The sequence below is a fragment of the Aeromonas rivuli genome (assembly GCF_000820045.1).
GTDB classification, from domain to species: Bacteria; Pseudomonadota; Gammaproteobacteria; order Enterobacterales; family Aeromonadaceae; genus Aeromonas; species Aeromonas rivuli.
In genome coordinates, this window is sequence record NZ_CDBJ01000012.1 from 1 (window position 1) to 13,070 (window position 13,070).

The window sequence follows — 13,070 nt, forward strand, 5'->3', positions numbered from 1 at the left end:
GCCGAGATCTTGCCGTTTGGGGCCGGGGCGGGGGGCAATGTCCACGGACATGGCCTGATGTATGGGCGGGATCTGGCGCCCTGGCATCAGGCGCTGGCCGATGGACATCGGGCTCCCGGCATGGTCATGGGGCGCAATCCCAATGCCGCCATGGATGCACTGCTGCGCGGCGCCCTCGACACTGGCCGGTTGGCCCTGGCCCTCTTGCCCGATCCCTTGCGAGGGCAGCTGTTGCCGCTTTTTCAGGTCTGGCAGCAACATGGCTTGGCCGTGCTCACCGCAGAGCGGCTTGAGCTGACCCTGGCGGGGCGTTTTTGGAGCGTCAATCTGCAGGCCGGCTTGTTCGAGTGCTTGCAGCTCAATCCCCTCGCGGGAGCGGGGGAGAGGGGCCCCCACGCCAACGCTGTGGCCGTTCGCCCGGTCGAGATCGTGGGGCACTCGGTGACAGGTTTGCGTCGATGAAAGAGGAGGGGATAAATAGGGGGTACTGAGAAGCGCCCCCGTTTTAGCTATCGGTTGTGCACCTCTTCTACCCGCACCTGCAAGCTGCCCTCTGCCAGGGTAGTGACCAGGGATTGCCCGGCGCTGACCTGGCTGGCCTGGCTTATCACCTCACCCCGTTGGCTGCGAGTAATGGAGTAGCCGCGCCCCAGGGTGGCGAGGGGGCTGACCCCATCGAGGCGGGCGCTGAGCATGGCCAGTTTATGCTCCGCTTGCTCATGGCGTTTACTCATCAGGCTATGCAAACGCGCCTCTGCCAACTGGTGGCGTCGCCGTCCCTGAGCCAGACGTCGCTCAGGGCTCTGGGCTTGGAGCCGTTGCGCGAGCTGATTGAGCCGTCGCTCCCCCTGATGCAGGCGCTGACGCAGCAATTGCTGCAAGCGGTTACCCAGTTCATCGAGACGCTGGGACTGTTGCTCGAGGCGGCGTTTGGGGTCTTGATGTTCGAGCCGCTTGGTGAGCAGGGTGAAGTGATGGACATGCTGGGTCTGCTGACGCGCCATGGCTTGACTCAGGCGCTGGGTGAGGCGATTGAGTTGATTGATGCGCTCGCTCTGATCCGGCGCCACCAATTCGGCGGCGGCGGAGGGGGTGGGGGCACGCAAGTCCGCCACCAGATCGCTGATGGTGATATCGACCTCGTGACCCACGGCGCTCACCACCGGGATGGCTGAGCCATGAATGGCCCGGGCGACCCGCTCTTCGTTGAAACACCAGAGATCTTCCAGGGCGCCGCCACCACGGCCGACGATCAGCACGTCCACCTCGGCGCGGCGATTGGCCAATTCGATGGCGGCCACTATTTGGCCACTGGCCAGGTTGCCCTGCACCTGCGTGGGATAGATGAAGATGGGCAGGGCGGGGGCGCGGCGTCCCAGCACGGTGAGGATATCGTGCAAGGCCGCCCCGGTGGCCGAGGTGACGATGCCCACCGCCTTGGGGTTAGCGGGGAGCGGGCGTTTGCGGGCGGCATCAAAGAGACCCTCTGCGGCGAGGCGGCGTTTGAGCTCTTCGAAGCGCAGGGCCAGAGCGCCATCCCCGGCCGGTTGCATGGATTCGATGATCAGCTGATATTCGCCACGGGGCTCATAGAGGGAGACCCGGGCCTGTACCAGTACCTGCATGCCATCTTGTGGGCGGAAGGGCACCCGGCGGTTGTTGCCCTTGAACATGGCACAACGCACCTGGGCCGAGATGTCCTTCAAGGAGAAGTACCAGTGCCCCGAACTTGGCATCGCCAGGTTGGAGAGTTCGCCGGTCAGCCACACCAGCCCCAGATCCTGCTCCAGTATCATGCGTACTGCGCTATTGAGGCGGGTGACGGTAAACACTTGTTGTTGATTGGACTGGCTCACGCTGGGCCCTTCTGCTGTCCCATTGTCCATGGTGGACGCGGGAGGGAGACGATGGCGCCATCTTAGCGCAGTTCAGGGTCAGAGCCGAGCACCTCCGGGGCTCTGACTGCCGGATGATTACTTGTCCAGCACCTGGCGCGGGACTGCTCTGGCCGGGCTGACCACCAGCCAGACCGAGAGGCAGACGATGGCACCGCCAACCACGAAGCCCTCGGTGAGGGTCTCGCCCAGTATCAGATACCCCCACAATATGCCGAAGGGCGGGATGAGGAAGGTCACCGTCAGGGAGCGCAGTGGTCCAATGTCGGCGATCAGCCTGAAATAGATGAGGTAGGCGAGTGCGGTACAGATAAAGCCGACGGCCAACAGGCTGGCCCACACCTCGGGCATGGCCCAGTCGGCCACGGGGCTGGCTGTCACCGAATAGCCAAAGAAGGGCAGCAGGAACAAGCAGGCGCCCAGCTGGCTGCCAAAGGCCACCAACCTGGCATCCAGGCCACCCCGCTCGGTGATCCAGCGCCGGGTCAGGAAGCCCGCACAGCCGTAGCAGGCGGTGGCGATCAGGCAAGCTATCACACCGATGATCATGGTCTCGCTCACCGCGACGTCCCCCGTGGTGGTGATCAAGGTGATACCGAGGAATCCCAGCATGACCCCCAGCCACTTGCGGCCGCTTAACTGCTCGTTGAAGCAGGAGAAACCGATCAGGGCGCCCATCAAGGGGGTGGTCGCATTCAAGATGGCCGAGTAGCCAGCGGGCAGCCAGAGCGCGGCGATGGCGTACATCAGAAAGGGGATGCCGGAGTTGATGATGCCAAGCACCATGGCGGATTTGAGCTTGCCTTGAAAGATCAGCGGGGCGCGCATCAACAACAAGATGACGGCCAACCCCGTCAGGCCGAACAGGACCCGTAAAAAAGCGGTGTTGATTGAGCCAAAGGCGGGGGCGGCGATACGCATAAACAAGAAACTGGCCCCCCAGATAGCGGCCAGGAACAACAGTCTTGCATAATCCGGTGCTCTCATCTTACTTCCTTGAAATGATTGAAATCACAACTATCCAGGCGAGAGCCTGGGGCTGCCATCATGGGGGGCTGGCTTGCCGATGGCAACTGCCCAAAGGGCGCCTCAGCTATCCAACTGCCCTGACTCTGGCTCCGTGTTGGGGGGGATATGCTGCACCGTTATGGTGCTGTAGTGCACCGAAAATGTGCAACCAGTTGGGTGGTCACTGTGCTGCCAGCACCTGATCGGGGGATCTGCAAGGCATCTGCGCCGGGAAATGCGCGTCCTGGCCCCCTGTTTCCCCCCAACGCGGGCCTCCCAGTCTCACCGCCAACCCGTATCGGGCAAGGACTGTGACTGATAACGGGCTTCACGGCGCGGCCATGATCTGAGCGCTTGTCATCAGAGAAATCCTGTTCATGCTGCCTGGCTCAAGGCGGGGAGCCATGTACTAGATGGAAATACCAGTAAAACTATTTTTAATAGTTCTATAAGCTGAATTTAATTTAAATACCAGCGTCTTGTTATGGTTGGCGCTCTTTTTGCTGCGTGATAGCAATCCAAACACAGTATCAGCGCCAGCCTGACACCCATGGATTTATCTGGCGACTGATGCTTATTCATTCATGACAAGGAGTCCTATGGGAAACGGCATGGCAAACGACGTGGCATTACCGCAAGCAGCCACCCGCAACGGGCTTGTCCATAACTTCAAAGATGATGTGTATGGCCTGACACTGGGGGTGATGTTCATCGCTATCGGGCTGTACATGCTCAAGCTGGCAGGCATGATCACCGGCGGCGTGGCGGGCATGGCACTGCTGCTCTCCTATCAGGTGGAGTTGCCCATAGGGGTGTTGTTCATCTTGACCAATCTCCCCTTCATGCTGTTTTGCTATGCCCGTATGGGGCTCCCCTTCACCCTGAAGACGCTGATCGTCAATATTGCCCTCGCTGTCGCCAGCCAGATAGTGCCCCATTTGCAGACGGTGACCTATATACATCCGCTGTTTGCCGCCCTGGTCGGTGGCACCTTCATCGGCATGGGGGTCCTGTCACTCGCCCGTCACAATGCCTCGGTCGGTGGCACTGGCGTGGTGACCCTCTGGCTGCAGGCCAGGTTTGCCATCAATGCAGGCAAGACCCAGATGTCGCTGGATCTGCTGCTGTTTGCCCTCTCCTTGAGTCTGCTACCTGCCCCCTTGCTGTTCTGGTCGGCCCTGAGCGCCCTGGCCATGAATGCCATGCTGATGAACTGGCACAAACCTGGTCGTTACCAGGGGTGATTGGGTTGCCGTCTCGCGCGTGACTGGTCACCCGCGGTGGCGCTCCATTCGACCCCTTATGGTCGACAGTGTCGGGGGAGGGTACTGAGTGTGTCCTATGCCAGCCTTGAAAAAGTCAGGCCATGCCGATGGATGGCGCCGTTACATTATTTCGAGGTAAAAAGGGCCATTTTATGACTGAATTTGTGAGAGTTTTGCCTGTTTGGCGCGCTAAAAGCGGGCTGTGCCACAAAAAATTAAAAAATACTTCTTTACCAACCGGTAAACCATGAGTAAAATTTGTCGGCAATATTTTCCACCCCCACTCCTCAACGGTGAGATATTGCCATGCTCAGGATTGCCAAAGAAGCGCTGACCTTCGACGATGTATTGTTGGTTCCAGCACACTCCACTGTTCTTCCTAATACAGCCGATCTGCGTACCAAGCTAACGTCTGCTATCTCCCTGAATATTCCGATGATTTCCGCTGCCATGGACACAGTGACCGAAGCCCGTCTGGCTATCGCACTGGCCCAGGAAGGCGGTATCGGCTTCATTCACAAGAACATGTCCATCGAGCAGCAGGCTGCCGAAGTGCGCAAGGTCAAGAAGTACGAGAGTGGTGTCGTCTCCGACCCCGTGACCGTGCGTCCCGACATGACCATCGCCCAGATCAAAGAGCTGAGCCACAAGAACGGTTTCGCCGGTTACCCCGTGGTGACTGACGGCAACCAGCTGGTCGGCATCATCACCGGCCGTGATGTGCGCTTCGTGATCGATCTCTCCCAGACCGTTGAACAGGTCATGACCCAAAAAGATCGTCTGGTGACGGTGCGTGAAGGGGCCCCTCGTGAAGAGGTGGTTGCCCTGATGCAAAAACACCGCATCGAGAAGGTGCTGGTGGTCAATGCCGACTTCAAACTCATGGGCATGATCACCGTCAAGGACTTCCAGAAAGCCGAACGCAAACCCAACGCCTGTAAAGACGAGAAGGGCCGCCTGCGGGTTGGCGCTGCCGTCGGTGCCGGTGCCGGTAACGAAGAGCGCGTCGCCGCCCTGGTCGAGGCCGGTGTGGACGTGCTGCTGATTGACTCCTCCCACGGTCACTCCCAGGGCGTGCTGGATCGCATCAAGGCGACTCGCGATGCCTATCCCGAGCTGCAGATCATCGGTGGCAACGTGGCCACGGCCGCTGGCGCCCTGGCGCTGGTCGCCGCCGGCGTCAATGCCGTCAAGGTCGGTATCGGTCCTGGCTCCATCTGTACTACTCGCATCGTGACCGGTGTCGGCGTACCCCAGATCACCGCCATCTCCGATGCCGTTGAAGCGCTGGAAGGCACCGGTGTCCCCGTGATTGCCGATGGCGGCATCCGCTTCTCCGGTGACGTGGCCAAGGCCATCGCCGCGGGCGCCAGCTGTGTCATGGTGGGTTCCATGTTCGCCGGTACTGAAGAGGCGCCCGGTGACATCGAGCTCTACCAGGGCCGCTCTTTCAAGTCCTACCGTGGCATGGGCTCTCTGGGCGCAATGTCCAAGGGCTCAAGCGATCGCTACTTCCAGACCGACAATGCCGCCGACAAGCTGGTGCCGGAAGGGATCGAAGGGCGGGTGCCGTACAAGGGCCGCCTCAAGGAGATCATCCATCAGCAGATGGGTGGCCTGCGCTCTTCCATGGGCTTGACTGGTTGCGCCACCATCGACGAGATGCGCACCAAGGCCGAGTTCGTGCGCATCTCCGGCGCCGGGATGAAAGAGTCCCACGTCCATGACGTGACCATCACCAAAGAAGCCCCCAACTACCGGATGGGCTGATAAAACGGGGCCTCGGCCCCGTTTCGCTACCATTTTTTATCCCCATGCTTTTTGTTACAACATCAGCCTGATGCAGGAATAAAATGACTAACAATATTCACGCCCACCGTATTCTGATCCTGGATTTCGGTTCTCAGTACACCCAGCTTATCGCCCGCCGTGTCCGTGAGATCGGTGTCTACTGCGAGCTGTGGGCCTGGGATGTCACCGAAGCGCAGATCCGCGAATTCAATCCCAACGGCATCATCCTCTCCGGCGGCCCCGAGTCCGTGACCGAGGCGGGCAGCCCCCGTGCCCCTGACTATGTCTTCAACGCCGGCGTGCCGGTGTTTGGTGTTTGCTACGGCATGCAGACCATGGCCGAACAGCTCGGTGGCAAGGTGCAATCCTCCACCGAACGCGAATTTGGCTATGCCCAGGTCGAAGTGCTGGGTCAGTCCGGCCAGAGCAGCGCCCTGCTGCGCAACATCGAAGATGCCATCGCCCCCAACGGCCATGCCCTGCTGGACGTCTGGATGAGCCACGGCGACAAGGTCACCGAGATCCCGGCCGGTTTCACCACCATTGCCCAGACGGCGACCTGCCCCCATGCTGCCATGGCCGATGAGGCTCGTCGCTTCTATGGCGTCCAGTTCCACCCGGAAGTGACCCACACCCGTCAGGGTGCCCGTCTGCTCGAGCATTTCGTCAAAGACATCTGCGGCTGCCAATGCCTGTGGACCCCGGCCACCATCATCGATGACGCCGTGACCCGCATCCGCGAGCAGGTGGGTGAGGATGAAGTGATCCTGGGCCTGTCCGGCGGCGTCGACTCCTCGGTAGTGGCCATGCTGGTACACCGCGCCATCGGCGATCGCCTCACCTGTGTGTTCGTTGACAACGGCCTGCTGCGTTTGAACGAAGGCACCCAGGTGATGGAGATGTTCGGCGATCATTTTGGTCTCAAGATCATCAAGGTCGATGCCGAAGCGCGCTTCCTCGGGGCCCTCAAGGGCATCGACGAGCCGGAAGCCAAGCGCAAGGCCATCGGCCGCGTCTTCGTGGAAGTGTTCGACGACGAAGCCAAGAAGCTGAAAAACGCCAAATGGCTGGCCCAGGGCACCATCTATCCGGATGTGATCGAATCTGCTGCCAGCGCCACCGGCAAGGCCCACGTCATCAAGTCTCACCACAACGTCGGCGGCCTGCCAGCCGAGATGAAGATGGGTCTGGTCGAGCCGCTGCGCGAGCTGTTCAAGGACGAGGTGCGCCGGGTCGGTCTGGAGCTGGGTCTGCCCTATGACATGCTCTACCGTCACCCGTTCCCGGGCCCGGGTCTGGGCGTGCGCGTGCTTGGCGAAGTGAAGAAAGAGTATTGCGAACTGCTGCGCAAAGCCGACGCCATCTTCATCGAAGAGCTGCGCAAGGCCGACCTCTACAACCAGGTCAGCCAGGCGTTTGCGGTGTTCCTGCCGGTGCGCTCCGTCGGCGTCATGGGCGATGGTCGCAAGTATGACTGGGTCATTGCCCTGCGCGCCGTCGAGACCATCGACTTCATGACCGCTCACTGGGCTCATCTGCCGTACGACTTCCTCGGTCTGGTGTCGAACCGCATCATCAACGAGATCAACGGCATCTCCCGCGTGGTGTACGACGTTTCCGGCAAACCGCCCGCAACCATCGAATGGGAATAAGCGGCTAGCGCCTCTCCCTGCCGATAACGCAAAATTGTCAAAAAGGCGCCCTTAAGGCGTCTTTTCTTTTTTCAATCGTTTGCGAGAAAATTTTGCTGTTGGTGCAGGGGATGGAGGCCGTGTTGCCAACGTTATCGTGGTGAGTTCCCGAGCCGATCGGCAGAGCCTCATCCATCGCGTCCACACAAGGCGGCAGACAGTGGTTTCTCCGGGCAGGGGAGGGGCATACAGCTTTGCTGCTTAGTCTCTGAAGGTCATCCACGAGTGCTATGCCCAGAAAGGCAAGTGCCACTGTGTCCAGCATCAAAAGATGGGAAGGGAGCACTCCTTCAAAATCCCCCCCAAGTGATAGCAGGCGCACCAACTACCGTTTCAAATGCAAAACCACGGTGCCGCTGCCCAACCCAATCCACGGGGAAGCCGTGGTGCAGATCTTCCAGTCGCTGAGTGGGTCGGCCAGATCACCTCCATCACCCCGATCTGATGGGGTTGTGGGGCAAGGCGGGGAGGGGTCATAGCCTCCAACCAGTTGGCTCCAACACCCAACAATAAGAAAGAAGCCTGAGGGCGTCTTTTTGTATCCATGCCCTAACATCGCCAACGTATTGATAGAATTGCCAAGCAAGATCCACTAATATCATTTAATTAATTTTGCTTTTTCAAATTAGCATATGCCTCTTTTATCGTCCTAGATGGTGAAACTGTTTGTTCAGCAATACTTTTTGCGCCAATAACGGGCTGGGCCAGAGAAAAATCATAGGCATTCAGCAGATCAGAGGGTGTCATTCAATGGCACTGGCTTAGTAATTCATTCATTGTTTTTTATAAAATGAACATTGTATGGCTAAGGTAAATAGTTAGAGGGGTAGGTTAAAATACCAGCGGCTGACTGGTAAGGTTATGGTTTTAAAAGAAATATTTGGCGGTTATGAAAATGGGGGTGAGTTATACAGATGACTCTACTCTCTGATTTACATAGCCTTCTACACAATAACTGTTAGAACAAACAATATGCTCTGTCTCGACTTACCAAACTCAATGTACGCTGTATGGGGAAGCATTGTGAACTTCCTTAATTCGTCCTTTATAAGCGCGTTTTTATCCGCGCTAGCTGGTGCTGGACTCGGCGTTTGGGGTGCGCAAAAACTTGCGGAACGATCGGCTAGGGCCAAAGAGCTCCTTGAAGCATTACGACAGGTAAATGCTATAGTCGTTTTAGCATCGACAATCGCTAATCAAGCTCTTTCGGTAAAGAAGCAGCAAATAAAGCCACTATCTGACCAATATTTTAAAGACCGTGAGGTTGCCGAAGCCTTACAGAGCAACTTGGTAGATGTTGCACCTGTGCAGCCTATCAGCTTCCAAATTCAACTAACGAAGATCACTCCGCTGACTCTTCCAATCGAAACACTCAAGAACTTGACGTTCTCTGCCCAACTCATGCCTGGACGGGCACTAGCGCTGGTCTCGATGGTCGAGCAATCAATTACCGATCTTACGCATGCTCTCAACACCCGGTCAGAGATGATCGATGCTTTTCATAAAGCAAATCTTTCATCCCAGATTCTCTGCCTCGACTACTTCGGATTGAAGCGGCCGGACGGAAATACGAATGCCATGTATCACGACACTATGGTCGCTGTTTCTCAGAACACAGATGATGTAGCCTTTTTCAGTACAGAGCTCGCCGAGGAGCTTCAGGCTCATGCGTCGCGTATGCGCGAAAAGCTGATCCAGATTCGACGTGAAGCCCCAAAAGCCAACGCTATAGATTTCTCCGGTCCACGCCAATCTGGGCTCATGCCACCAAGGGAAAACTATGAATCTTGGTTATCAGGCTTCAAGCCTCAGGATTGAGGAACACGCTCTAACACTTGATTAAGCCGACGTACCGTAGGGGGCAATGAAATTGCACCGCTAATATGGCTTCTGGTATCAGCACAAAAGCCGCTTTGCAAACGGTATAATGCGCTGCGCTTATTGCACCCTACGTGTTTCGTCAATCCGATGTGGCGGTGTTGCTGATCGCCATGCCCCGTAGCCAAAGCAACAAAAGGGGCGATCTGCGCCCCGATTCTCTGATGTCCCCGCTTTATATCACTGCCTGCTCATACGGCGTGACCTGATAGTTTGCTGACTCACAACCAATACTCCTGTTTCACCCCCAATCAGGCCGAGCAGAGAAAGCCACGTCTATTCATACCTCGCCGCTTCCCAGACGTGTATCGCCTGTTTGCAGGTTTCGCCCCAGTGATAGCCGCCAAGCTTGCCATTTTGCTGGATGACTCTGTGGCAGGGGATCATCAAGGCGACGGGGTTGGCGCCCACCGCCAGCCCCACGGCGCGGGCGGCCTTGGGGTTGCCGATGGCGCTTGCCACCTGGGCGTAGCTCACCACCTTGGCTGGCGGGATCTCGAGCAGCGCCCGCCAGACGCTGATCTGTAAGTGGGTGCCGCTCACGTGCCTGGGGATGGGGCGTTACCCTAACCAGGAGTTCAAATCGCTCGCCTGCCTCACTGAGACTGGCTAAAATCCGCCCCTTGATAAAACCTGGGGGGGTAATGAGAGCCGCATAGCCATGGGTATTTCAATCATGTGATCAATCCAGCTCGATGCACTCCTTTGTCGTTCAATGTTCATGGGATATCTGTTGAGGATTAAATAAGTGAAAGGATCAGAAGAGCACGTAAACATAAGCCTCCTGGAGGCGGATCCTGGCAGCCTTCCCGAGTTCAAGATCGCTTTGCAGGCTGCCTTTCGCGTGGCAGCAGAAGCAGACTTTGGACACCCACTTGAAGAGCCCATTCCTTCTGACGAAGATATTGAACAGTCATTTCACACCAAGGGGGCCGTTACATACTGGATCATGGCAGCCGAACAACGTGTTGGCGGAGCCGTGGTAGTGATAGACCAGATGAGCTGTCGCAACTCCCTGTCATTCTTTTTCATCGCGACGAACCAACAGAGCAAAGGCTTGGGCCTTAAAGCCTGGCATGCGATTGAAAACGCGTTTCCTCTCACCAAAGTCTGGGAAACGGTGACGCCATATTTTGAGAAACGGAATATTCACTTCTACGTGAACAGATGTGGTTTCAAAATTGTCGATTTCTACAACAAGTACCATCCAGATCCTCATCAGGTCTCACACCCTATTGATGGCAAAGGAGATGACGATGAGATGTTCCGGTTTGAGAAAATAATGGAAGGTGCGAGTGCTAGTAAACGCGAAAGCCAACCCGGCGATTGACCCCGCTTGCTTCGCTACACATTATAACCAACAATTTTAGTCCGCTTAATACGGCGTTAGGCAGGTAGACACTCTTATGCATCCATCAATAAAGTTCATGTGGGACGACTACCTTGCTCGCCAGCCCGCGCCTTCACGATCCTCCACCGATGCACCCGCAGCTTGGCATTTCTGCGACAACGAGGCGGACGCCAATGAATGTGCTCAGCTAGTCTTGATCGGTAAAAAATGCGCAACATCACCATCATTGTGGTCATTTGAAAGCAGCGATGAGGCTTTGCCCCAGATTGGCGATCTGAATATAGTGACGGACTGGAACGGTAAGGCCGTATGTATTATTCGCACAATCAAAGTGCATATCTTGCCGCTCAATGAGATCACTGAGACTCATGCAAGCGTTGAAGGTGAGGGGGATGGCTCCCTCGACTGGTGGTACAAGGCTCACTGGGACTATTACCATCATGAGCTCCAAGGAACTGGCTATGCGCCTCAGCCCGACATGCCTGTCGTCTTTCAAGAGTTTGAGTGCATATTCCCGGCAAGCGCAGCCTAACAATTCAAGTGAACAACATGAATCGCACCGCTAATTTGGCTTCTTATACCTTGCCCAAAAGCCGCTCTGAAAACGGTGCAATGGGCTGCGCTTATTGCAGCCTAGGTGTTTCGTCAATCCGATGGGAGTGGTGGTGTGGAACGCCATGCCCCGTCACCAAGAGAACAAAAGGGGCGATCTGCGCCCCGAATTCTCTATAATGCCCCCCCTTTAAGACCGCTGGACGCAGGTTCGGCGCGCTCTGATGGCAACGTTGCCCCATCAGGCTGGGTCACCAATATTTGAGAAACGGCTATGCATACCCTGGAACAGCTGCGCGCGGGTGAGCTTGGCGGCGCCCGCCACCTGAAGCTTTGTGAAAACCTCGCGGTTTTCCCCCCCGAGATCCTCAGCCTCAAAGAGACCCTGGAGGTGCTGGATCTGACCGGCAACCAGCTAAGTGAGCTTCCGGACGAGTTGGCCGGGTTCACCAAACTGCGCATCATCTTCTGCTCCGAGAACCGCTTCATCGCTCTGCCCGAGGTGTTGGGACGCTGCCCGTCGCTCACCATGGTGGGTTTCAAGGCCAACCGGATTGCCACTGTCTCGGCCGCATCCCTACCTTCAGGCTTGCGCTGGCTTATTCTGACCGACAACGTCATCGAACGGCTTCCCGACACATTGGGCCAGTGCGCCGCCCTGCAAAAGCTGATGCTGGCGGGCAACCGGCTGCGTGAGCTGCCTGCGAGCCTTGCCAACTGCCGCCGTTTGGAGCTGCTGCGTATCGCCGCCAACCGGCTGGAGGCGTTTCCCGAGTGGTTGCTCGATTTGCCGCGCCTCGCCTGGCTGGCCTATGCAGGCAATCCCTTTGCCGATGAATGGGAGCGCCAGCTTGGCAACAGGGCAACCGCCGCCGAGATCCCCTGGCAGGCGTTGACGCTGGGGGATCAACTGGGGCAGGGGGCATCTGGCGTTATCCACCGCGCAGAGCTTGATACGGATGAAGGGACGCGGGGGGTGGCGGTCAAGCTGTTCAAGGGGGCCGTGACCAGCGATGGCCTGCCTCGCTGCGAAATGGCGGTCTCCCTGGCCGCAGGCAGGCATCCCCATCTCATCGGGGTAACGGGCCGAGTCGGCAATCACCCCTCCGGCATACCGGCGCTGGTGATGACACTGATAGACCCCGATTTTGTCAATCTGGCGGGGCCGCCTAGCCTGGACTCCTGCACCCGCGACGTCTATCCCGTAGGGTTGTCGTTCACCCCGGCCGCCCTGATCGCCATGGCGCAGGGCGTGGCTTCTGCCGCGCAGCACCTCCATGAAAGAGGGATCCTGCACGGGGATCTTTATGGTCACAACCTGTTGCACGGTCAGCAGGGGCGGGTGCTGCTCGGGGATTTTGGCGCCGCCTCTTGTTACGACAGAGAAAGCGGCGTGCTGGCTGCCCGGCTGGAGCGGATAGAGATCAGGGCCTTTGGTTGCCTGCTCGAGGAGCTGGTTGCCCGCAGCAACGTCGAGGCCGCCGCGCTGTTGCCACTTCAACAATTGGTGCAAGCCTGCTTGGTTGATGAACTGGCGTTACGGCCCTCCTTTGCGCACGTCAGGGCGCAGATAGAGGCCGCTAGCCAGGCCGCCATGTTGGGTGCCCAGACGTATGCCTGATATCCATTGTGGCGGGCG

9 protein-coding genes and 2 pseudogenes are annotated in these 13,070 nt (G+C 57.7%); 8 read left to right on the top strand and 3 right to left on the bottom strand.

The window, feature by feature from the left end; translation table 11 throughout:
• Positions 1-462: pseudogene (locus BN1130_RS01280) on the top strand (heme anaerobic degradation radical SAM methyltransferase ChuW/HutW); the annotation flags it as partial.
• Positions 463-509: 47 nt separating this feature from the next.
• On the opposite strand, the gene xseA reads toward BN1130_RS01280, so the two are convergent.
• Entirely contained in the window at positions 510-1,856 is a 1,347-nt protein-coding gene (gene xseA, locus BN1130_RS01285; RefSeq protein WP_269745740.1) for an exodeoxyribonuclease VII large subunit, read from the bottom strand.
• Between the two features lie 117 nt (positions 1,857-1,973).
• On the bottom strand, positions 1,974-2,882 hold the full coding sequence (locus BN1130_RS01290) for a DMT family transporter (protein ID WP_042039797.1): 909 nt from the start codon (positions 2,880-2,882) through the stop codon (positions 1,974-1,976).
• Between the two features lie 620 nt (positions 2,883-3,502).
• Between BN1130_RS01290 and BN1130_RS01295 the strand changes: the two genes are divergently transcribed.
• The 4 genes from BN1130_RS01295 (at position 3,503) to BN1130_RS01315 (ending at position 9,468) form a co-directional block, all read left to right on the top strand.
• Positions 3,503-4,147, top strand: a complete 645-nt coding sequence (locus BN1130_RS01295) for a YitT family protein (RefSeq protein ID WP_084218095.1) — start codon at positions 3,503-3,505, stop codon at positions 4,145-4,147.
• Between the two features lie 327 nt (positions 4,148-4,474).
• A complete protein-coding gene (guaB, locus tag BN1130_RS01300; RefSeq protein ID WP_042039799.1) occupies positions 4,475-5,938 on the top strand; it encodes an IMP dehydrogenase in 1,464 nt (487 codons plus the stop codon).
• Positions 5,939-6,021: 83 nt separating this feature from the next.
• Positions 6,022-7,611 carry a glutamine-hydrolyzing GMP synthase gene (gene guaA, locus BN1130_RS01305; RefSeq protein ID WP_042039800.1) on the top strand — a complete coding sequence of 530 codons (1,590 nt, stop codon included), beginning with the start codon at positions 6,022-6,024 and terminating at the stop codon, positions 7,609-7,611.
• A 1,062-nt stretch (positions 7,612-8,673) separates the two neighbouring features.
• Complete coding sequence (locus BN1130_RS01315; protein WP_157013847.1) at positions 8,674-9,468, top strand: hypothetical protein; 795 nt, start codon at positions 8,674-8,676, stop codon at positions 9,466-9,468.
• Between the two features lie 336 nt (positions 9,469-9,804).
• Here BN1130_RS01315 and BN1130_RS01320 read toward each other — a convergent pair.
• A pseudogene (locus BN1130_RS01320) lies at positions 9,805-10,089 on the bottom strand (methylated-DNA--[protein]-cysteine S-methyltransferase); the annotation flags it as partial.
• A 187-nt stretch (positions 10,090-10,276) separates the two neighbouring features.
• On the opposite strand from BN1130_RS01320, the gene BN1130_RS01325 reads away from it, so the two are divergent.
• From BN1130_RS01325 to BN1130_RS01335, 3 genes are all read left to right on the top strand, one after another.
• Positions 10,277-10,858 carry a GNAT family N-acetyltransferase gene (locus BN1130_RS01325; RefSeq protein ID WP_042039804.1) on the top strand — a complete coding sequence of 194 codons (582 nt, stop codon included), beginning with the start codon at positions 10,277-10,279 and terminating at the stop codon, positions 10,856-10,858.
• Positions 10,859-10,955: 97 nt separating this feature from the next.
• Positions 10,956-11,411: an ASCH domain-containing protein gene (locus BN1130_RS01330; RefSeq protein ID WP_157013848.1), complete on the top strand. Its 456-nt coding sequence runs from the start codon at positions 10,956-10,958 to the stop codon at positions 11,409-11,411.
• Positions 11,412-11,705: 294 nt separating this feature from the next.
• A complete protein-coding gene (locus tag BN1130_RS01335) occupies positions 11,706-13,052 on the top strand; it encodes a leucine-rich repeat-containing protein kinase family protein (protein WP_042039807.1) in 1,347 nt (448 codons plus the stop codon).
• Positions 13,053-13,070 lie beyond the last annotated feature (18 nt).